We start from the raw sequence: 19,913 nt of genomic DNA, 5'->3' as shown, positions 1-19,913 counted from the left end.
ACAGCATGACGAAACCGCGCGAACCGCAGACAGAGAGCAACGAACAGCAGGGCGAGGACCAGGCGCAGGATGTGGCGCAGGACCGTCTGGAGGGGCTCCCCGGCGATGACCATGACATGCTTGCCAGCCGCAAGGCGAAGAGCGGGCTCGATGATGACAATGACTATATCGACACCGTCGACCATCTGAAGGGGATGGTGACATCCGGCCGCGTGGACATGAGCGCCTATGCCGGCGAGCCGATGATGGACGATGGCGATACCGTTGTGTCGGACGCGCTGGTGGCGGATGGCGGCGAGGGTGATGACGATCTCGGCGCCGATCCCGATGACAGAGGCGCGCTGAACGAGGTAGCCGATACCGGCGAGAACCCGCTTGCAGCGGTTGCCAGTGACCATGGTGATGTTGACGAAACGTCGGATGATGACGCTGGCAGTGATGAGGTCGACTCGCGTTGAGGCGCTGACTTGGCACGAAATCTGCTGCACCTGCGAGCAGGGGGGTGGCGGGATTTCGTGACTTGGTTATATTTGCGCGATGTTCCTGCTTGACCGTTTGTTCCGCAAGTTCATCCAGCTCGGCGAGCTGGTCGTTACCGATGCTCGCGGCAAGCAATATCGCTACGGTAGTCGCCAGGCTGGCAGGCCCGATGTGGCGATCCGACTGACCGACAGCGCCACGCCGCGCAAGATGGCGCTCAACCTCGCGCTGGGAGCAGGCGAGGCGTTCATGGACGGGCGGCTCGTGATCGAGCGCGGCGATGTGCGCAACCTTGTCGACCTGGTGACGTATAATCTTCGTTGGGAGCGCAGCAACACCGCGCGCTTCGCGCTGTGGCGGCAGGCGGCGGTGGCGGCATGGATAGACCAGCGCAATTTCGAGCGGCGGGCGAAGCGCAACGTGGCACATCATTATGATCTCGATGACCGGCTGTATGACCTGTTCCTCGATCCGCACCGGCAATACAGCTGCGCCTATTGGGCGCCGGGGGTGGAGACGCTGGAGGCCGCGCAGGAAGCCAAGCTTGCGCATATCGCTGCCAAGCTCGATCTGAAGCCGGGGTGCCGCGTGCTCGATATCGGCTGCGGCTGGGGCGGGCTGGCGCGCTATCTGCACCGCCACACCGGGGCCGCTGTGCTGGGGGTGACGCTTTCGGAAGAGCAGCTGAAATATGCACGTGCCGAGACGGCGCGGCAGGGGATGGCCGAGCATGTGAAGTTCGAGCTGGTCGACTATCGCCGCGTGGAGGGGCAGTTCGACCGGATCGTTTCGGTCGGCATGTTCGAGCATGTCGGGCTGCCCAATTACCGCACCTATTTCGAGACGATCGAGCGGCTGCTGGCGCCCGATGGCGTGGCGCTGGTGCACACGATCGCGCGCGCCGATGGACCGGGAGCGACCGACCCGTGGACGGCGAAGTACATCTTTCCCGGTGGCTACAGCCCGGCGGTGAGCCAGATCATTCCGCATATCGAGAAGAGCTGGATGTGGATCACCGACATGGAGGTGCTGCGGCTGCATTATGCGCACACGATCGATGCCTGGTATGATCGGTGCGTGGCGCGGCGGGCCGAGATCGAGGCGCTGTATGACGCGCGCTTCTTCCGCATGTGGACCTTCTATCTGGCCGCAGCGCGCGCGGCGTTCATCAACGATGGCCATATGAATGTGCAGATCCAGCTGGCGAAGAAGCGCGATGTGCTGCCGCTGACCCGCGACTATATCGCCGAGATCGAAAAGGGCTTCGCACCGCAGGTGGCGGCGCTTGGCAGGACGGCTGCCGCCCGCTAACGAGCGCGGATGAAGAAACTCCTGATAGCACTCGCCCTGCTCGCCGCTCCTGTCGTCGCGCAGGAAGCCAAGCCGGAGGCCAAGCCCGATTCCAGTTCGGGGGCGCCGATCGCCGCACCGTTCAGGTCGGTGACGAAGCACAGCGGCACCTTCGGTGGCCAGACGATCCGCTACACGGCGATTGCCGGTGAAATCCATCTGAAGGACGCCGACGACAAGCCGACGGCTGCGATCTTCACCACCAGCTATCTGAAGGACAATCCGGAAGCCAACCGGCCGGTGACCTTCCTGTGGAACGGCGGCCCTGGCTCGGGCTCGCTGTGGCTGCACATGGGGGCTTTCGGCCCCAAGTGCGTCGATATTCCCAATGCCAGGGACGATGGCGCACCGCCCTATCCGATCAACCCCAACCCGGATTCGCTGCTCGATGCGACCGATATCGTGTTCATCGATCCCGTTGGCACCGGCTGGTCCAAGGCGCTGGGCAAGACCGAGGCGAAGAGCTTCTGGGGGGTGAAGCAGGATGCCAAGGCGGTGGCCGAGGTGATCCGGCTGTGGCTGAACGAGAACGGTCGCTGGAATGCGCCGAAGTTCATCGGCGGCGAAAGCTATGGCACCAGCCGCTCGGCGGCGGTGATCGAGGCGTTGAACTCGGGCTACAATGATGTTGCGGTCAACGGCATCATCCTCATCTCGACGATCCTCGACTTCGGGCTGGAAGCGCAGGTCGAGGGCAATGAGATGCAGTTCGTGGTGACGCTGCCGTCGATGGCGGCGGCGGGCTGGTATCATGACACGGTCGCGAACAAGCCGGCGACGGTGGAAGCGCATGTCGAAGCGGCGCGGCAGTTTGCGACGGGGCCGTATCTGGCGGCGCTGGTGAAGGGTGCCAAGCTGGAGCAAGCCGAGCGGGCGGCGGTGCGGGCGCGCTTCGCGGCGCTGACCGGGCTATCGGAAGGCTTTCTCGACCGCGCCAATCTGCGGGTGTCCCCCGACCGCTTCTACAAGGAGCTGCTGCGCGACCGCGGGGTGAGCATCGGCCGGCTCGATGCGCGCTACACCGGCAAGGATTATGACAATGCCGGCGAGGGGCCCGACAATGACCCGAGCTTCTACGGGATCGACGCCAGCTACCCCGCGGCGATGAACGCCTATGCGCGCGGCGAACTGGGGGTGACGCTCGACCGCAGCTATATCTCGATCGGCGGCACGCCGGGCTGGGACTGGCGGATCGGCGCGGGGCGCGATGCCTATCTCAACCTCACCCCCTGGATCGGCAAGGCGATGCGCGAGAATACGGCGATGGGGGTTTTCATCGGGCAGGGCTGGTATGATTTTGCCACGCCGTTCTTTGCCGCCGAGTACAGCCTGCAGCGGCCGGGCATTCCGCAGGATCGGCTGGACTTCCAATATTACCAATCGGGCCACATGATGTATGTGCAGGCGAGCGACCGCACCAAGCTGAGCACCGACATCCGGCGCTTCATTGCCCGCTACAAATAAGGCGATCACCATGTCTGAATCGATCAACCGCGTTGTCCTCGCCTATTCGGGCGGGCTCGACACCAGCGTTATCCTCAAGTGGCTGCAGCAGACCTATGGCTGCGAGGTGGTGACCTTCACCGCCGATCTGGGGCAGGGCGAGGAGCTGGAGCCGGCGCGCGCCAAGGCGCAGCTGCTCGGCATCAAGCCCGAGCATATCTTCATCGAGGATCTGCGCGAGGAGTTCGTGGCGGACTATGTGTTCCCGATGATGCGCGCCAATGCGCTGTATGAAGGGCAATATCTGCTTGGCACCAGCATTGCGCGGCCGCTCATTGCCAAGAAGCAGATCGAGATCGCGCGGAAGGTCGGTGCCGATGCAGTGAGCCATGGTGCCACCGGCAAGGGCAATGACCAGGTGCGTTTCGAGCTCGGCTATTATGCGCTGGCACCCGATATCCGCATCATTGCGCCGTGGCGCGAATGGACGCTGACCAGCCGCGAGGCGCTGATCGCCTTTGCCGAGGCGCACCAGATTCCGGTGTCCAAGGACAAGCGCGGCGAAAGCCCGTTCTCGACCGACGCCAATCTTCTGCATACTTCGTCCGAGGGCAAGGTGCTCGAGGACCCGTGGGAGGAGGTGCCCGACTATGTGTACAGCCGCACCGAGAGCCCCGAGGATGCACCGAACGAGGCCGAATACATCACCGTTGACTTCGAGAAGGGCGACGCGGTTGCCGTGAACGGCGACCCGCAATCGCCGGCGACGCTGCTTGCGACCTTGAACGAGATGGGTCGGCGCCATGGCATCGGCCGGCTCGATCTGGTCGAGAACCGATTTGTCGGCATGAAATCGAGGGGCATGTACGAGACGCCCGGCGGCACGATCCTGCACCTGGCGCACCGCGGCATCGAGCAGATCACCCTCGATCGCGGGGCGGCGCATCTGAAGGACGAGCTGGCGGTGAAATATGCGGGGCTGCTCTACAACGGCTTCTGGTTCAGCCCCGAGCGCGAGATGCTGCAGGCGGCGATCGACCACAGCCAGGCCAAGGTCAGCGGTACGGTGCGGCTGAAGCTCTACAAGGGCTCGGCGAGCGTGGTCGGCCGCAAGTCCCCGAATTCGCTGTACAGTGCGGGCATCGTGACGTTCGAGGACGATGCCGGCGCCTATGACCAGCGCGACGCGGCGGGGTTCATCAAGCTCAATGCGCTGCGGCTGCGGCTGCTCGGGCGGCGCGACGGCCGGTAGCGGCTACTCCTGAACCGACGCCGTCTTGCGCATGGCGCCGGCCACTTCCGGCGGCATGTAGTTCTCGTCGTGCTTGGCGAGGATGGTGTCGGCGCGGAACACGCCCGAGGCGGGGTCGAACGTGCCCTCGGCAATGACGCCCTGGCCTTCGCGGAAAAGGTCCGGAAGGATGCCGGTGTAGGTGACGGCGCGCTGCGCCCGCATGTCGGTGACGCGGAAGGTGATGGTCTCGCCGGCGCGGACGAGCGAGCCTTCCTCGACCATGCCGCCGAGGCGAATGGCATCGGTGGGGAGGGCGGCGGCGAGATCGGATGGGGCGTAGAAATAAGTCGCCTTGTCGCCGAGCGCGGTGAACGCAAGCACACCTGCGCCGCCCAGCGCCACGAGCGCGCCGACGACGAGGGTGAGGCGTTGATGCTTGGCTTTGAGCTTCATGATTTCCTCTTCAAGGCGTCTGCGCGGCGCTCGGCGCGGCGCATGGCGGTCCAGCTCCAGACGAGGAGTGCGATGAGGCCGCCGATGGTGAGGATGTAGGACGGCCAGATGTAGCTGGCCCAGAGATCCGGGCGCCCGATCATGCGACGGCCTCCGCCAGCCGGCGGCTGCGGGCTTCGACGCGCTGCTCGGCAAGAAGGGCGCGCATCCGCATCAGCACGATGGCGGCGAACAGGAAGGTGAAGCCGGCGACCGAGACGAGCAGCGGCGTGAGGATTTCCGGCGCCATGGCGGACTTGCCCTGGGTGATGCTGATGCTGCTGCCCTGGTGGAGGGTGTTCCACCATTCGACGCTGTATTTGATGATGGGGAGGTTGATGGCGCCGACGAGGGCCAGGATGGCGGCACCCTTGCGTTCGCCGCCGCGCTCGGTCTCGGCGGCGGCGAGGGCGAGATAGCCGAGGTAGAGGAAGAGCAGCACAAGCATCGAGGTGAGCCGCGCGTCCCACACCCAATAGGTGCCCCAGGTCGGCTTGCCCCAGAGCGCGCCGGACATCAGGCAGATGGCGCTGAACGCGGCTCCGGCGGGGGCTATGGCGCGGGCGGCGATGGTGGCGAGCGGATGGCGCCAGATAAGGGCGGTGGCGGACGCGATGGCGAGGCCGAGATAGCCGCCCGAGCCGAGCCAGGCCGCCGGCACATGGACGTACATGATCCGCACGCTCTCGCCTTGCTGGTAATCGGGCGGGGAGGCGAACAGGCCGATGTACAAGCCGGCAATGGTGAGGATGAGGCCGAGCGCCAGCGTGAGCGGCGTGGCGATGCGGGCGATCTTCAGGAATCGCGTCGGGTTGGCGTAGCGATGCACGGCTGCGGATATAGGCGAGTGCTGCTGAACCGGAAAGAGACAAGATGCCTCTCATATGGGAGGGTGAGCGGAGACTGTGGGAGTGTGGCGTGCGCGGGTTTGATTTTTCTTCGTTCGAAAGCGTGGTGACGACGTTGATCGGGCTGGCGCTGTTTGCGCTGGTGGGGGTGGGCATCCGGTTGGTGGCGATGTTCACCATCCAGCAGCGGCGCGAACGGCAGAACCGGCAGATCAACGAGCGATTGAAGGTGCTGATGGGGGCGTACAAGGTGCTTGGAGGGTCGTTCACGGGTACGTTGACGGTCGATCCGACGCATATGCGGGATCTGCGGCGGCAGGGAGCTGCCGAGGGTGAGGCATTGCTGGAGCTGCCGGCAGCGGGCGAGGGGTCCGACCGCGCGCGGCGGATCAGGGATGCGGTGGAAGCGGCACTTTCCGACATCATCCTGCTTGGCACCGAGGAGCAGGTGCGGCTGGCGGCATCGGCGGCGGAAGAGCTTGTGGCGGGGCGGCCGGTGCATACGGCGGCACTGGTGGTGTCGCTCAGGGATTTCGTGCGCGAGGCACTCGATCTGGACCGGATTTCGGCCGAGGTACTGATTCCGGCGCAGGGCCCGACGCGGCCTGCTGCGGCGGGTGGGCGGGCTGGGGGTGCGCGTGAGGGGGGCGGGCGCGGTGGTGCTGGCGGCGGGGGTGCTGGTGGTGGTGGCGGTGGCGGGATGGGGATGGTGATGGGGCGGGCGGCGGAGGATTGAGGGTGCGCGTCCACAGGGACGATCAGCCGGCTGGTTTGATGTCGAAGTGCAATACAGCTTCGCGGCTGCCGAACCTTTCGTAGAGGGCGATTGCCGGGGGGTCGCTGTAATCTGCCTGGACGAAGATGACGCTGGCTCCGGCTTCGGCGGCGATGGCCTGTAGCCTGCTGATCAAAGCCGAGGCGATGCCACGGCGTCGATGCGCTTCTTCGACTGCAAGATCGTACAGACAGATCTCGCTTGTTGCTTGCTCGAACTTGTCGAGCCGGTATGCAACAAGCCCGCCCACGACCGTTTCGTCGATGGTGGCGACCAGTGCTGTGACCGTGTCGCGCGCCAGAAGCCGGGCCAGCCAGAGGTCCTGGGGTGGAGCGCCTTCATATCGTTCAAGGTCTTCGAAGGCGCGTCCAAACAGGGCGTTCATCTGGCGCGCGGCCTTCAGGTCATCGGAACCGAGCTTGCGGACAATGAAGGCCTGGTCCGTCAGCGTGGTGCGATCACCATGAGCATCTGCCGGCCTTCCATCTTCGGCGTCTGCTCGACCTTGGCATATTCGGCGGCGTCGTCGCGGACGCGTTCGAGGAGGCGCAGGCCGAGTTCGCCGTGGGAAAGTTCGCGGCCGCGGAATCGGAGCGTCAGCTTGACCTTGTCCCCTTCCTCGATGAAGCGCTGCACGGCTTTCATCTTGGTCTGGTAATCATGGTCATCGATGTTGGGACGCATCTTGATCTCCTTGATCTCCTGCGTCTTCTGGTTCTTGCGCGCGGCAGCGGCCTTCTTCTGCGCTTCGTACTTGAACTTGCCGACATCGAGGATCTTGCACACCGGCGGATCCGCACCTGGGGAGACTTCGACGAGGTTCATCCCCGCCTCATGCGCCGTGGCAATGGCCTCCTTGGTGTAGAGGACGCCAAGATTTTCCCCATCCTGATCGATGACGCGGACCTTGGGGACGGTGATGAACTCGTCGTAGCGCGGGCCATTCATGGGTGCTGGCGTGTTCATCATGCGGCGCGGGGGAGTTGGTATGGAAGGTCTCCTGTGGAATGATTCCAGTGGCTATGTAGCGCCGAACGGCGTCGACCGGAAGGGGCGGCGACAAAAGGCTAGCGCTTACGGCCTTTTGTCATGGGATCGGGCTTTTTCGGCGGCTTCCAGCCTTCGGGGCGCACGGGCTTGGGGTGCTGGGTGCCGATTCCCATGGCACCCGGCACTTGCGCATGGATTTCGGACGGATCGAAATCGAGCGCGCGCAGCTCGTCCCTGAGCTTTGCGGCGCGCTCGAATTCACCGGCGGCCGCCGCCGCGTGCATCTCGGCTTCGAGGCGCTGGCGAGTGGTGGCCATGACTGTCGATCGGAGCCGAGCGATCAGCGCCTGAGATCGGGCGGCAGTGCGTCGGACTGCAGGAATGCCACCGCTTCGGCGAGCGGCATGACCTTCTGCTCGCCGCCGGCGAGGTTGCGCAGTGCCACCGTGCCTTCCTCGGCCTCGCGCCGGCCCACGACCAGCATGTACGCGGCCTTGGTGAGGCTGTGCTCGCGCACCTTGAGGTTGATCTTCTCGTTGCGAAGATCGGTGTCGGTGCGGATGCCGGCGGCCTTGAGGGCTGCGGCGACGGTGCCGGCAAAGTCGTCGGCGTCGGACACGATGGTGGCGACCACCGCCTGCACCGGGGCGAGCCATGTGGGGAAGCGGCCGGCATGATGTTCGATGAGGATGCCGATGAAGCGTTCGAAGGTGCCGAGGATCGCACGGTGAAGCATGACCGGGCGGTGGCGGGCACCGTCCTCCCCGACATAGGAGGCATCGAGGCGCTCGGGCAGCACCGTGTCGGTCTGGATCGTGCCGACCTGCCAGGTGCGGCCGATGGCGTCGGTCAGGTGGAATTCAAGCTTGGGCGCGTAGAAGGCGCCTTCGCCGGGAAGCTCTTCCCAGCCCCATTCGGGGGTGTTGCGGCCGGTGGCAGCGACGGCGTCGCGCAGCGACTGTTCCGACCAGTCCCACATCGCATCGCTGCCGAAGCGCTTTTCGGGGCGCAGCGCCAGCTTGATGGCATATTGGGTGAAGCCGAGGTCGCGATAGACGGAATCGAGCAGGTCGCAGAACTGCTTCACTTCGGCGACGAGCTGGTCTTCGCGGCAGAAGATATGGGCGTCGTCCTGGGTGAACTGGCGGACGCGCATGATGCCGTGGAGGGCGCCATGCGGCTCGTTCCTGTGGCAGCAGCCGAATTCGGCCATCTTGAGTGGCAGGTCGCGATAGGATTTGATGCCCTGCTTGAAGATGAGGATGTGTGCCGGGCAGTTCATCGGCTTCAACGCCATCATGTCGCCGGTGCCCTTCAGCACCGGGCCTTCGCCATCGGCGGAAGGCACCTCGTCGGGAACGGCGAACATGTTCTCGCTGTACTTGCCCCAATGGCCCGAGCGCTCCCATTGGCGGACGTCCATCAACTGCGGCGTCTTGACCTCTTCGTAGCCGGCGGCATCGAGGCGGCGGCGCATATAGGCTTCCAGCTGGCGCCAGAGGATGAAGCCGTTGGGGTGCCAGAATACCGAGCCCTGCGCTTCCGACTGGAGATGGAACAGGTCCATCTCGGCGCCCAGCTTGCGGTGATCGCGCTTGGCGGCCTCCTCGAGGCGCGTCATGTGCGCATCGAGCTGCTTCCTGTTGAGCCAGCCGGTGCCGTAGATGCGGCTGAGCATGGCGTTGGCCTGGTCCCCGCGCCAATAGGCGCCCGAGACGCGGGTGAGCTTGAAGGCGGACGGATCGAGCTTGCCGGTGCTGGGCAGGTGCGGCCCGCGACACATGTCGAGCCAGTCCTCACCCGACCGGTAGATCGTCAGCGGCTCGCCATCGGGAAGCTCCGCGGCCCATTCGGCCTTGAAGCTCTCGCCCTGCTGCGTCCAGCGCTCGACGAGCGCCTCGCGGCTCCAGACTTCGCGGCGGAGCGGCTTGTCGGCGGCGATGAGCTTGCGCATCTCGGCCTCGATCGCCGGCAGATCCTCCTCGGTGAAGGGTCCGCGGCCGGGGGCGGGGGCGAAATCATAGTAGAAGCCATCGTCGGTCGAGGGGCCGAAGGTGATCTGCGTGCCAGGGAACAGCGCCTGCACGGCTTCGGCAAGGATATGCGCATAATCATGCCGTGCGAGTTCGAGCGCATCGGCCTCGTCGCGCGGGGTGACGAGGGCCAGCGACGCATCGGCTTCGATCGGCAGGTGCAGATCGACAAGCTCGCCGTTCACCCGTGCCGCGATCGCGGCCTTGGCGAGGCCGGGTCCGATGCTCGCGGCCACATCCGCGCCGGTAGTGCCGCGCGGCAGCTGTCGCACGGAGCCATCGGGGAGGGTGAGGGAAATGAGTTCGGCCATGGGACTTTCTGTCGGTCGGATTGCCCCGCTTCCTGTGAGGATGGCGGGCGTGATGTCAACCTGCGCAGGCGACCGGGTGCTGGTTGTGCTTTGGTGGCAAAAGTATATCCTTGCCGTTGTGGGGGGAGGCTGACGAGGGAGACTCGGCATGCAAGGCCAGACCGAGGCAAATGCCGCCGCTTCAGCGGCGACGTCACCCCTTGAAGCGCGACCGCTGACCAATGACGATCTTGGCTGGGCGCTGAATCGTGGCTGGGAGGACTTCAAGCTGCGACGCGGCGACCTGCTGTTGTTGCCGATCATCTATGTGATCGTCGGCATCGTTGCTTCGGCACTGGCCTTCAACGCAGCGCTGTTTCCGGTGATCTTTCCGCTGGCGGCCGGCTTTGCGCTGGTCGGGCCGATTGCGGCGGCGGGCTTTTACGAGCTGGCGCGGCGGCATGAAGCCGGGCTCGATTCGGGGTGGAGCCATTTTCTCGATCCGCTGAAGGGCCGGCCGCGCGGGCCGCTGCTGGCGCTGAGCGCCATGCTGCTGGTGCTGTTCCTGGCCTGGCTGGCGAGCGCACAGGCAATCTATGGCGCGACGCTGGGCCGGCTGGGGCCGGTGACGCCCGCCGATTTCATGCGTGACCTGTTCAGCACGTCGCAAGGCCTCACCATGATCATCGTCGGCAATCTGGTGGGCGGGCTGTTCGCGGTGGTGACACTGGCGGTGTCGGCGTTCAGCTTTCCGCTGGCGGTCGACAAGGGGACGGCTGCGGGCGCCGCGGTGGCGACATCGGTGGCGGTGTTCCGGCGCAACCCGGCGGTGATGCTCGGCTGGGGGCTGCGGGTGGCGCTGATCCTGTTGCTCGGTGCGCTGCCGTTGTTCGTGGGGCTGATGCTGGCGCTGCCGGTGCTCGGCTATGCAACCTGGCACCTTTATACGCGTGCCGTGCATCGTTGACTCGGCGCGGGCGTTTGCGCCGGGCTGTGCAGTCGATCCCCATTTGGGTGTATTGTAAAACTTAATTGCCTCTTTACCAACAAGGATCGGCGCTCAAGCCGTTCAAAAAGAGGCATTTCATGAGAATCAATTTCGCCGGTGGCGCATTGGCGCTGCTTCTGCTTTCCGCTGCCGTCCCCGCGTCATCTGCCACGCTGACTTTCGATGCGGTCGGCACCCTCAACAATTATGTCGAGGATGGATTCACGGTCAATGCAGTGTCCGGCGTGGTCACATACAACAGCTACGGCAACCCCGGCGGCAGCCTTTATGCCCAGTCGGCAGGCGCGTTCGACATCACAGGTGGCTATTTCACGCTCGACAGTTTCGATGGCGGGTCGGGTAGCGCAACGCGGCAGACGCAGAATTTCACGGTGACGGGCTATCTGGGCAATGCGCAGGCCTATGTCTCGAACTTCACCCGCGTCGGGACCGCCGGCTTCCGGACGTTCTACAATCCCGGTTCGGCTATCGTCGTCGATCGGCTGGTGTTCGGCATTTCGAACACCGGTTTCAGCGTCAATGTCGACAACATCAATATCAATTCCGCCGCTGCACCGGTCGTTCCCGGTGTTCCCGAGCCGGCGAGCTGGGCGATGATGCTTCTCGGCTTTGGCGCAACCGGCTTCGCGATGCGTCGCCGCGGTCGCGACCTGCGGACTGCCGTGCGCGCCTGATTTTCCGCTTTGCCAGGGTGGTGGCGCAGCACTACTGCGACGCGATGACCAGCTTCGATCACAATGGCAGCCGGCTCGCCTTTCGCTTCACCGGCGGCGACGGGCCGGTGCTGGTGTTTCTTCCCGGCTACATGTCCGACATGAGCGGCAGCAAGGCGACGGCGCTGTTCGACTGGGCTGTGGCGCGGGGGCGGGCGTGTCTGCTGCTCGACTATTCGGGGTGCGGGGCGAGCGGCGGGGATTTTCTGCAAGGCAGCATCGGCCGCTGGACCGGGGATGCGCTGGCGGTGCTGGCGCATGTGGCGCCGGGGGCGCGCGTGGTGCTGGTGGGGAGCTCGATGGGGGGCTGGATTGCGCTTCGCGCCGGGGTGATGCTGGGCGCGCGGCTCGCGGGGCTGGTGCTGGTGGCGGCGGCGCCCGATTTTCCCGATTGGGGGCTGGAAATTGCGCCGGATGAGGCGGCGGCGCTGGCGGTGAAGGGGCATTTCAGCCGGCCGAGTGGCTATGGTGGCGATTATCTTTATTCGCGGGTGTTTCTGGACGATGCGGCCGCGTGCCGGATGCTCGGGGGCGCCATTGCGATTACGGCGCCGGTGCGGCTGCTGCATGGCCAGCGCGACGATGCGGTGCCGTGGCGGCTGAGCCTCGACATTGCCGAGCGGCTGGCTTCGGACGATGTTCAGGCCGTGCTCATCAAGAATGGTGACCATCGGCTTTCGCGCGAGACCGATATCGCGCGGTTGCTGGCATTGGTGGACGAGTTGTGATGAAGCGTGTTTTGCGATGAGGCGAGTTTTTTGGGCGGGCGTGTTGCTGGCGGTGCCGGCGCAGGCGGTGCCGCTGGCCTCGGACCTGTCGCGGTTTCGCGCTTGTTCGCAGGTGGCGCGCACATCGCCCGAGCGCGGGATTGCCGTGGCGAATGGCTGGCGGATCGAGGGCGGAGGGGCTGCGGCGCGGCATTGCCTGGCGCTGGCGCAATTCCAGAAGGGCGACCATGACGCGGCACTGACCAGCTTCGAGGCGGCGGCGACGCTGGCTGGGTCGGGGCAAGATGGGGCAGAGACGGCGCGGGCGCTCTGGACGGCGGGCGCCAATGCGGCACTGCTGGCGGAGAAGCCCGAGCCGGCGCTGCGCTTTGCGTTGGCGGGGCTCGAGCTCGAGCCCGCACCAGCGGAAGCCGCTGCGCTGCAGCTGTTGCGCGCCGAGGCGCTGGTGGATCTGAAGCGCGAGTCCGAGGGCATGGCGGCGCTCGATGCGGCACTGGGCCTCGACCCGGCGGTGCCCGGCGGCTGGCTGCTCAAGGCCACGCTGGCGCGGCGGCTGGGAAATTTTGCGGCCGCCGAAGCTGCGGTGCTGGAGGCGGGCCGGCGGACGGCGCCGGAGAGCGAGGCGGCGTTTGATGTGCAGTTCGAAGCCGGCGCCATCGCCTGGGCGCAGGGGAAGAAGGATCTGGCGCGCGCGGCGTGGACGGCGGCGGCGAGCGGTGACCCGGAATGGCCGGCAGTGAAGGCGGCCGAGGCGGCGCTGAAGCTCGACTGAGGCTATTCGAGGTAGAAGTCGATCGTGGTGACCACGCGGACTTTCTGGAAGGGCGAGCTGCCAGCGGAGCTTCCCGAGCTGTCCCCGTCGCGCGGAATGATCGAGAAATAGCCCTGCGAGGCGGACTTGATGCCGCCGACTTCCGCGCCCGAATCCTTGGCGAACTGCTCGGCACCTTCGCGGGCGTTCTTCGTGGCGGCGGCGATCATCTGCGGCTTCACATCGTTGAGCCGGGTGAAGCTGTAGACCATGCCCACGCCTTCCGAATCGAAGACCACGCCCTGACGGAGCAATGTGGCCTGTTCGGCATAGGCGGCGCGGGCCTGCTGGATCTTGGTGGTGCGCAGCTTGAACTTGCGGCGGATGGTGACGTTGTTGATGTTGTTGTTGAAATACTGGTTGACCGAGATTTCGCCGCTCTCGATCTCTTCCGCCGTGAAGCCGGCATTGCGGAGAAAGGCAGTGACGCGCTCGCCATCGGCATCGACCTTGGCTTGCAGGCCGGCGAGGTCGGTGCCGAGCGCTGTGGTGCCGATCGTCCAGGTGGCGAGATCGGCGGTCACGTCCTGCTCGGCGAGGCCGCGGACGGTGACGGCACGGTCCGCGAGCTTCGCGCGCGTGAGGCCGTCACCGAGCAGCAGGCCGCCCCCGACAAGGCCGATGATGAGGCCGGCGGCGATGATGGCGGCGGCGATGACGAGCGGCAGCGAGCGGTTTTCGGTCATGTCGTTTCCCGGGTGCCGCGCTTGCTTGTGCAGCACGGCTTCCCCATCTTACGGCCAAGGCACATGACATGACGAGGACCGGCACATGAAATATCTGCACACGATGGTGAGGGTGTCCGACGTGGCGGAAAGCTTGCGCTTTTTCGAGCTGCTCGGGCTGAAGGAGATGAAGCGGATCGACAACGAGAAGGGGCGGTTCACGCTGATCTTCCTGGCGGCGCCCGGCGACGAGCGCGCGCAGGTGGAGCTGACGCACAATTGGGACGAGAAGGGCTATGACGGTGGCCGCAATTTCGGCCATCTCGCCTATGCGGTGGAGGATATCTACGCGAGCTGCCAGCGGCTGATGGACGGCGGGGTGACGATCAACCGGCCGCCGCGTGACGGCCATATGGCGTTCGTGCGCTCGCCCGACGGGATATCGGTCGAGCTGCTGCAGGCTGGCCCTGCGCTGGCGCCGGCCGAGCCCTGGGCGTCGATGCCCAACACCGGAGCCTGGTGATGCTGGAGGTTGTCGGCGTTCCGGTGCTTTCCGACAATTATGTCTGGCTGGCGCATTGCCGGCAGACCGGCGAGACGGCGGTGATCGACCCTGCGGTGGCCGAGCCGGTGCTGGCGGCGGCGGCGGCGCGGGGGTGGAAGATCGCGCAGATTTTGAACACGCACTGGCACCCCGATCATGTCGGCGGCAATGCTGCGATCGTGGCGGCGACGGGCGCGCATGTGACCGGACCGGCGGGTGAGGCGGCGAAGATTCCGCACATCGGCCGGGCGGTTGGCGAGGGGGACGAGGTGCGGATCGGGGCAGAAACGGCGCGGGTGATCGATGTGCCGGCGCACACCGCGGGACACATTGCCTATGCCTTTGAAGGCGTGCTGTTTCCGGGGGACACGCTGTTTGCGCTCGGGTGCGGGCGGCTGTTCGAAGGGACGCCGGCGCAGATGCACGAGGCGCTCGGCAAGCTGATGGCGCTGCCGCCGGCCACCCGGGTGTTCTGTGCGCATGAATATACGCAGTCGAATGCGCGTTTTGCGCTGACGGTGGAGCCCGAGAATGCAGCGCTGGTGGCGCGGGCATCGGCGATCGATGCGCTGCGATCGCGCGGCGAGCCGACGGTGCCGTTTTCGCTGGCGATGGAGGCGGCGACCAATCCCTTTGTTCGCGCCGGCAGCGTGGCGGAACTGGCGGCACGCCGGGCAGCGAAGGATGCATTTCGGGGCTAGACTCGCGTCATGGCGCCGAATGCAGTATTTTGGATGGGGGGCTTGAGGAGCGAATTGATGAATATGCGTCGAGTCTTCGCCATCGGCATGGCAACCGCCCTGTCGGCAGCAGCGTCTCCAGCGCTGGCCGCGCCGAGCAGCGAGCCCGAGACCCGCTCGTGCATCGAGATGCGCAGCATTCGCGACAGCCGCTATTCCGATGCCGGCTATTTCGTGAGCAGCGGCGGGCAATGGTGGCAGAACAAGGCTGGCCAGTGCCCGCTGTTCTCGCCCGATCGAAGTGCAAGGATCGTGACCACCCAGAGCCGGCAGTGCCGCGGGGACCGGGTCGATGTGTTCCAGAACTTCAGCGGCATCGAGTTCGGCACATGTGTGCTGACCACCTGGGAACGGGTGAACGAGGATGATGTGCCGCCGGCGAATCCGGCGCGAAAGAAGGACGGGCGCTGAGGCGCTGGCAGAAAAAAGCGGGGCCCCGGATCAAGTCCGGGGCGACGAAAATTGATGCGGCTCAGTCAGTTTCCGGGGGCTGGCTTGTTCGCTACCGTTTTGCGACCCGGCGTTCGATCGCGTCCCAGATCAGGCCGGGCGTGTTGGTGTTATTGAAGCGGTCGATGGCGACGATGCCGGTGGGGGAGGTGACGTTGATCTCGGTGAGATAGCCGGCGATGACGTCGATACCGACGAAGATGAGGCCGCGCGCGGCAAGGTCCGGGCCGATGCGGGCGCAGATCTCGGCTTCGCGCGGGGTGAGGTCGGTGGCCTGGGCGCTGCCGCCGGCAGCGAGGTTGGAGCGGATTTCGCCCGATTTGGGCAGGCGGTTGATGGCGCCCGTCGGCACGCCATCGACCAGCACGATGCGCTTGTCTCCCAGCGCCACATCCGGGAGGAAGGCCTGCACCATGAAAGGCTCGTTCCAGACGCTTCCGAACAGCTCGACAAGGGCGGGGAGGTTGCCGTCGGTCTTGTCGATGAGGAACACGGCGGCGCCGGCGTTGCCGTAGAGCGGCTTGACGACGATGGCGCCGTGGCGGGCGCGGAAGTCCATCGCTTCGGCGAGACTGCGCGTGACGAGTGTGGGGGGCATCAGATCGGGGTAGCGCAGCACGAACAGCTTTTCGGGAGCGTTGCGCACCTCGGCCGGATCGTTGACCACAAGGGTGCGGTCGCTCACCATCTCGAGGAGGTGGGTGGCGGTGATATATCCCATGTCGAAGGGAGGGTCCTGCCGCATGAGCACGACATCGACATCGTCGGCGAGGTCGAGTGTGGCGGCTTCGCCTTGCCAGTCGAAATGTCGGCCGGGCTCGCGCTGCACGGTGAGTGGCCGGGCATGGGCGCGCACGCGGCCGCTCTCGGCGGAGAGCGAGGTGGCGAGATAATGGTGCAGGCTGTGACCGCGCGCCCTGGCTTCCAGCATCAGCGCGAAGCTCGAATCACCGGCAACATTGATCGTTTCGATCGGGTCCATCTGGACCGCGACGCGCAGTGACATGATGTGAGATCCTAGCTGTCGGAGCGCGCGACGGCGGCGAGTGCAGCCTTGATGCGGCGGGTGAGACCCTGGTCGTGGGTGGTTTCGAGCATCGCGGTGAGGCTGGCCCGCGCGGCGCTGTTGTAGCCGACCATCTGTTCGAGCCGGGCGCGCTCCCACCACAGGCTCGCCATGCGCGGCGCCACCACGGTCATGCGCTCGTAAAGGCCGAGCGCGCGGCGGATGTCTCCGGACGAGCGGGCGCGGCTGGCCTGGTTGGTGACGAGGCGGATGAGGATATGGCGGTTGCTCATCGGCTCGAAGCGGGGCGACGGTTCGCCGCCGGCGCTGCGGGCGATGGCAAGGGCGCGCTCGCGGGTGATGACGGTGCCATGGTCGAACGCATCGATGAGGGCGGAATCGACGCCGGCCTTGACCTCGACGATGACATGGCCGGGCAGGTTGAGGGCATCGGCCTTCCAGCCGACGCGGCGGGCGAGCGCCACATAGAGCAGCGACAGCGCCACGGGCAGCCCGCGCTGGCGCTCGACCACGGCGATCAGATCGCAGTTGAGCGGATTGTCATAATCCTCGGTGGCGCCCGAAAGCCCCGATTCGCTGGCGATGAGGCTTGCCAGCCGGCGGGCGCGGCCGCTGGCGGAAACGGGCTCGGGATCGCGTTGCAGGGCGATCGCCCAGCCGGTGACGAGGCGGCGCAGGCGGCTTGCATCGGCAGTGGGACGATCGGCAACGGCGAGCGCAATGGCAGCTTCGACCAGATCGATGTCCGCATCGTCCACCAAACCGATCGCGTTCAGTTCTCCGGTCGTCCTCACGTCCATCGTCCCGTCTCCCGCCATGCGGCGATCAGATGTTGCGGCCAACCCCATGGCCTGATCAGAACGGCATCGATCCGCGTCGTGGTGCAGGCGCCGAGATAGCGCGGGGTCAGCACCCTGGCGGCCGCATCGATCCGTTGCCGGGCGGCAGGATGCAGCGCCTGATGCCCGGAGTCGAGAGTGGATCGGAGTTTTACCTCGACAAACACCAGCGTGTCGCCGTGACGCGCCACGATATCGACTTCACCGACTCGCGTGCGGACGCGGCGGGCGAGGATGCGGTAGCCCTTGGCTTGCAGATAAAGCGCCGCGGCCGCTTCGGCCCAGCGGCCGCGCCGCTCGGCGCGCTGGCGGCGGCCCGGCATCAGCGCTTGAGTGCCAGCGCGCGAGCATAGACTTGCGCGCGCGGCAGGCCGAGGGCGGCGGTCACCTCCGCCACCGCGGTCTTGAGGGTGGCGGTGGCGAGGGCGGCTTGCAGCGCTGCATCGAGGGTCGCTTCATCGGCGACGGGAGCTGCCAGCGGCGGGCCGATGGTGATGACGATCTCGCCCTTGCGCGGCTGCTCGGCAATGGCGGCGGCGAGCTCGGGCAGGGTGCCGGTGAGCGTTTCCTCGAAGCGCTTGGTGATCTCGCGCGAGATGGCGGCGGGACGGGGTCCAAGGCCATCCGCCAGGGCAGCCAGCGCCTCGGCAAGGCGTGGGCCGGATTCGTAGAGCACCAGCGTGGCGCGCACGCCGGCCAGCTCGGCGATCGCGGTCGCGCGGGCGGCGGCCTTGGCGGGCAGGAAGCCGGCGAACAGGAAGCGATCGGTCGGCAGGCCGGCGAGGGTGAGGGCGGCGACGGCGGCACAAGGGCCGGGCAGGGTGACGATGCGCACCCCGGCGGCGCGGGCATCGCGGACCAGCTTGTAGCCCGGATCGGAGATGAGCGGCGTGCCGGCATCGCTGACCAGCGCCACCACCTCGTGCGCGGCACGGGCGATGAGCGCGGGCCGGACATGTTCGGCGGAATGATCGTGATAGGCCTGCATCGGCACCTTTAGGCCGAGGTGTGCCAGCAGCTTGGCGGTGACCCGCGTGTCTTCGGCGGCGATGACGCTGGCGGCGGCCAGCACGGCGGCGGCACGCCGGGTGACATCCCCCAGGTTGCCGATCGGGGTGGCGACGATGTAGAGGCCCGGTTCGAGATTGGCAGACAGCGGCGCGTGAGCGCCTTCGAACTGGTTAGGACTGTGCATATGCGTACCTTGGCGCTTTCTCCCCATGGCCTGCAAGTATGGCGCACTTTGGGGTTGGGCCTGACCCTGCTGGTGGCCGCCTGCGCGCCGCAGCAGCGCCGGCCGGCGACCGGTGCGCCGCCGCCGCCGCCGCCGGTGATCGCGGCGCCCGAGGCGGCGATCCCGCTGCCGCTGCCCGAAGCCAAGCAGAATCGTGTGGCGCTGCTGGTGCCGCTGACGGGCAGCAATGCGCCGGTGGGGCAATCGATGGCCAACGCCGCCAGCCTGGCGCTGACCGACCTTGGCAATGCGCAGATCAATTTGCGTGTCTATGACACCGCACCTGGCGCTTCGCAGGCGGCGTCGCGGGCGCTGGCGGAAGGCGCCGGGCTGATCCTTGGGCCGCTGCTGGCGGGCGATGTCCGCGCGGTGGCCGCACAGGCGGTTGCCAGGCAGGTGCCGGTGATCTCGTTCTCGAACGATGTCTCGGTGGCGGGCGGCAATGTGTGGATTCTGGGGTTCCAGCCCGAGCAGGCGATCGCGCGGGTGGTGGCCTATGCGCGCAGCCGCGGGGTGGAGCGCTTTGCAGCGCTGGTGCCGGCCGGCACCTATGGCCAGCGTGCGCAGACGGCCTTTGTGCGCGCGGTGGAAGCTGCGGGTGGCCGCACCACTGCGGTGGCCAGCTATACGCGCGAGCCCGCGAAGCTGGGGGCGGCAGTGCGTACCGTGACGGCCTTTGACGCGCGCAGCCGGGCGAACACGCAGGAACTGGCGCCGGTGCCGTTCCAGGCGCTGCTCATTGCCGATTCGGGCAGCAATTCGGCGCAGTTTTTGCCTGCGCTCAGCCGCTTCGGTGCCGCGCCGGGCACGGTGACGCTGCTGGGCACCGAGCTCTGGAACAACGAGCCGGGGCTGGCGCGCGCTGCCGCGATGAAGGGGGCGCTGTTTGCCACGGTGCCCGATGGCAATTTCCGCACGCTGTCGACGCGCTACCGCGCCCGCTACAACAGCACGCCGTCGCGGCTGGCGAGCCTTGGCTATGATGCCGTGCTGCTGGTCAATTCGATTGCCGGCCGCTGGAAGATCGATTCGCCGTTCCCGACCGATGCGCTCGACAGCCGGCAGGGCTTTGCCGGCATCGATGGCGCGTTCCGCTTTGCCGGCAGCCGGGTGGCACAGCGCGCGCTCGAGGTGGAGCAGATCGGCGAGGGGCAGTTCAACGTGGTGTCACCGGCGCCGCGCGGCTTCGGCGAGTAGCGGCGCTCGCATTGAGGCTCA

25 protein-coding genes are annotated in these 19,913 nt (G+C 66.5%); 13 read left to right on the top strand and 12 right to left on the bottom strand.

All coding sequences use genetic code 11. The annotated features are described in order from the left end of the window. Positions 1-5 precede the first annotated feature (5 nt). From FHS79_RS05610 to FHS79_RS05595, 4 genes are all read left to right on the top strand, one after another. Positions 6-458 carry a hypothetical protein gene (locus FHS79_RS05610; protein ID WP_184196667.1) on the top strand — a complete coding sequence of 151 codons (453 nt, stop codon included), beginning with the start codon at positions 6-8 and terminating at the stop codon, positions 456-458. A 79-nt stretch (positions 459-537) separates the two neighbouring features. Next, positions 538-1,791 carry an SAM-dependent methyltransferase gene (locus FHS79_RS05605; protein WP_184196665.1) on the top strand — a complete coding sequence of 418 codons (1,254 nt, stop codon included), beginning with the start codon at positions 538-540 and terminating at the stop codon, positions 1,789-1,791. Positions 1,792-1,800: 9 nt separating this feature from the next. After that, positions 1,801-3,294, top strand: a complete 1,494-nt coding sequence (locus tag FHS79_RS05600) for a S10 family peptidase (RefSeq protein WP_184196662.1) — start codon at positions 1,801-1,803, stop codon at positions 3,292-3,294. 10 nt (positions 3,295-3,304) lie between these two features. Further along, on the top strand, positions 3,305-4,525 hold the full coding sequence (locus FHS79_RS05595) for an argininosuccinate synthase (RefSeq protein WP_184196659.1): 1,221 nt from the start codon (positions 3,305-3,307) through the stop codon (positions 4,523-4,525). Positions 4,526-4,528: 3 nt separating this feature from the next. On the opposite strand, the gene ccmE is transcribed toward FHS79_RS05595, so the two are convergent. From ccmE to FHS79_RS05580, 3 genes are read right to left on the bottom strand one after another with little or no spacing between them, the layout of a single operon-like run. Beyond that, positions 4,529-4,960, bottom strand: a complete 432-nt coding sequence (gene ccmE / locus FHS79_RS05590) for a cytochrome c maturation protein CcmE (RefSeq protein WP_184196656.1) — start codon at positions 4,958-4,960, stop codon at positions 4,529-4,531. After that, positions 4,957-5,103 carry a heme exporter protein CcmD gene (ccmD, locus tag FHS79_RS05585; protein ID WP_184196653.1) on the bottom strand — a complete coding sequence of 49 codons (147 nt, stop codon included), beginning with the start codon at positions 5,101-5,103 and terminating at the stop codon, positions 4,957-4,959. Before ccmD ends, ccmE begins: the two co-directional genes overlap by 4 nt. Continuing rightward, the gene (locus tag FHS79_RS05580; protein WP_184196650.1) at positions 5,100-5,828 is read right to left on the bottom strand and encodes a heme ABC transporter permease CcmC; all 729 of its coding nucleotides are present in this window, start codon (positions 5,826-5,828) and stop codon (positions 5,100-5,102) included. Before FHS79_RS05580 ends, ccmD begins: the two co-directional genes overlap by 4 nt. A gap of 89 nt (positions 5,829-5,917) precedes the next feature. Between FHS79_RS05580 and FHS79_RS05575 the strand changes: the two genes are divergently transcribed. After that, positions 5,918-6,583, top strand: a complete 666-nt coding sequence (locus FHS79_RS05575) for a hypothetical protein (RefSeq protein WP_184196647.1) — start codon at positions 5,918-5,920, stop codon at positions 6,581-6,583. Positions 6,584-6,605: 22 nt separating this feature from the next. Here FHS79_RS05575 and FHS79_RS05570 read toward each other — a convergent pair whose 3' ends face one another. The 4 genes from FHS79_RS05570 to thrS all read right to left on the bottom strand — a co-directional run bounded on the left by FHS79_RS05570 (position 6,606) and on the right by thrS (position 9,956). Beyond that, positions 6,606-7,052 (bottom strand): AAC(3)-I family aminoglycoside N-acetyltransferase, encoded by a 447-nt coding sequence (locus FHS79_RS05570; protein ID WP_274603690.1) that lies wholly within the window; start codon positions 7,050-7,052, stop codon positions 6,606-6,608. A gap of 14 nt (positions 7,053-7,066) precedes the next feature. Then, positions 7,067-7,591, bottom strand: a complete 525-nt coding sequence (infC, locus tag FHS79_RS05565; RefSeq protein WP_184196641.1) for a translation initiation factor IF-3 — start codon at positions 7,589-7,591, stop codon at positions 7,067-7,069. 98 nt (positions 7,592-7,689) lie between these two features. Then, on the bottom strand, positions 7,690-7,929 hold the full coding sequence (locus tag FHS79_RS05560) for a UvrB/UvrC motif-containing protein (RefSeq protein ID WP_243452693.1): 240 nt from the start codon (positions 7,927-7,929) through the stop codon (positions 7,690-7,692). A 23-nt stretch (positions 7,930-7,952) separates the two neighbouring features. After that, positions 7,953-9,956 (bottom strand): threonine--tRNA ligase, encoded by a 2,004-nt coding sequence (thrS, locus tag FHS79_RS05555; protein WP_184196638.1) that lies wholly within the window; start codon positions 9,954-9,956, stop codon positions 7,953-7,955. 148 nt (positions 9,957-10,104) lie between these two features. Between thrS and FHS79_RS05550 the strand changes: the two genes are divergently transcribed. The 4 genes from FHS79_RS05550 to FHS79_RS05535 all read left to right on the top strand — a co-directional run bounded on the left by FHS79_RS05550 (position 10,105) and on the right by FHS79_RS05535 (position 13,157). Further along, the gene (locus FHS79_RS05550; RefSeq protein WP_184196635.1) at positions 10,105-10,902 is read left to right on the top strand and encodes a DUF2189 domain-containing protein; all 798 of its coding nucleotides are present in this window, start codon (positions 10,105-10,107) and stop codon (positions 10,900-10,902) included. Between the two features lie 119 nt (positions 10,903-11,021). Next, entirely contained in the window at positions 11,022-11,618 is a 597-nt protein-coding gene (locus tag FHS79_RS05545; RefSeq protein ID WP_184196632.1) for a PEPxxWA-CTERM sorting domain-containing protein, read from the top strand. Between the two features lie 44 nt (positions 11,619-11,662). After that, the gene (locus FHS79_RS05540) at positions 11,663-12,385 is read left to right on the top strand and encodes an alpha/beta hydrolase (protein ID WP_184196629.1); all 723 of its coding nucleotides are present in this window, start codon (positions 11,663-11,665) and stop codon (positions 12,383-12,385) included. Between the two features lie 16 nt (positions 12,386-12,401). Next, on the top strand, positions 12,402-13,157 hold the full coding sequence (locus tag FHS79_RS05535; RefSeq protein WP_184196626.1) for a hypothetical protein: 756 nt from the start codon (positions 12,402-12,404) through the stop codon (positions 13,155-13,157). Between the two features lie 2 nt (positions 13,158-13,159). On the opposite strand, the gene FHS79_RS05530 is transcribed toward FHS79_RS05535, so the two are convergent. Next, a complete protein-coding gene (locus FHS79_RS05530) occupies positions 13,160-13,882 on the bottom strand; it encodes an SIMPL domain-containing protein (RefSeq protein ID WP_184196623.1) in 723 nt (240 codons plus the stop codon). 85 nt (positions 13,883-13,967) lie between these two features. On the opposite strand from FHS79_RS05530, the gene FHS79_RS05525 reads away from it, so the two are divergent. From FHS79_RS05525 to FHS79_RS05515, 3 genes are read left to right on the top strand one after another with little or no spacing between them, the layout of a single operon-like run. Next, positions 13,968-14,384, top strand: coding sequence for a VOC family protein (locus FHS79_RS05525; RefSeq protein WP_184196620.1), 417 nt, complete (start codon positions 13,968-13,970; stop codon positions 14,382-14,384). Further along, positions 14,384-15,106: a hydroxyacylglutathione hydrolase gene (gloB, locus tag FHS79_RS05520; RefSeq protein WP_184196617.1), complete on the top strand. Its 723-nt coding sequence runs from the start codon at positions 14,384-14,386 to the stop codon at positions 15,104-15,106. Before FHS79_RS05525 ends, gloB begins: the two co-directional genes overlap by 1 nt. Positions 15,107-15,163: 57 nt before the next feature. Further along, positions 15,164-15,556: a hypothetical protein gene (locus FHS79_RS05515; RefSeq protein ID WP_184196614.1), complete on the top strand. Its 393-nt coding sequence runs from the start codon at positions 15,164-15,166 to the stop codon at positions 15,554-15,556. A gap of 91 nt (positions 15,557-15,647) precedes the next feature. On the opposite strand, the gene gshB is transcribed toward FHS79_RS05515, so the two are convergent. The 4 genes from gshB to rsmI are packed head-to-tail and all read right to left on the bottom strand — an operon-like array spanning position 15,648 to position 18,656. Then, on the bottom strand, positions 15,648-16,601 hold the full coding sequence (gshB, locus tag FHS79_RS05510; RefSeq protein WP_184196611.1) for a glutathione synthase: 954 nt from the start codon (positions 16,599-16,601) through the stop codon (positions 15,648-15,650). An 11-nt stretch (positions 16,602-16,612) separates the two neighbouring features. Further along, positions 16,613-17,422, bottom strand: coding sequence for a transglutaminase family protein (locus FHS79_RS05505; RefSeq protein WP_184196608.1), 810 nt, complete (start codon positions 17,420-17,422; stop codon positions 16,613-16,615). After that, positions 17,413-17,784, bottom strand: coding sequence for a YraN family protein (locus FHS79_RS05500; RefSeq protein WP_184196605.1), 372 nt, complete (start codon positions 17,782-17,784; stop codon positions 17,413-17,415). The genes FHS79_RS05505 and FHS79_RS05500 overlap by 10 nt, the downstream gene beginning before the upstream one ends. Then, entirely contained in the window at positions 17,784-18,656 is an 873-nt protein-coding gene (rsmI, locus tag FHS79_RS05495) for a 16S rRNA (cytidine(1402)-2'-O)-methyltransferase (RefSeq protein ID WP_184196602.1), read from the bottom strand. Before rsmI ends, FHS79_RS05500 begins: the two co-directional genes overlap by 1 nt. Here rsmI and FHS79_RS05490 point away from each other — a divergent pair, their 5' ends adjacent. Further along, entirely contained in the window at positions 18,657-19,892 is a 1,236-nt protein-coding gene (locus FHS79_RS05490; protein ID WP_184196599.1) for a penicillin-binding protein activator, read from the top strand. It abuts the gene before it with no gap. The last annotated feature ends 21 nt before the right edge of the window (positions 19,893-19,913 follow it).

The sequence above is a fragment of the Polymorphobacter multimanifer genome, from assembly GCF_014205635.1.
In the GTDB taxonomy this organism is placed as follows: Bacteria; Pseudomonadota; Alphaproteobacteria; order Sphingomonadales; family Sphingomonadaceae; genus Sandarakinorhabdus; species Sandarakinorhabdus multimanifer.
This window is presented reverse-complemented; position numbering and strand designations above follow the sequence as displayed.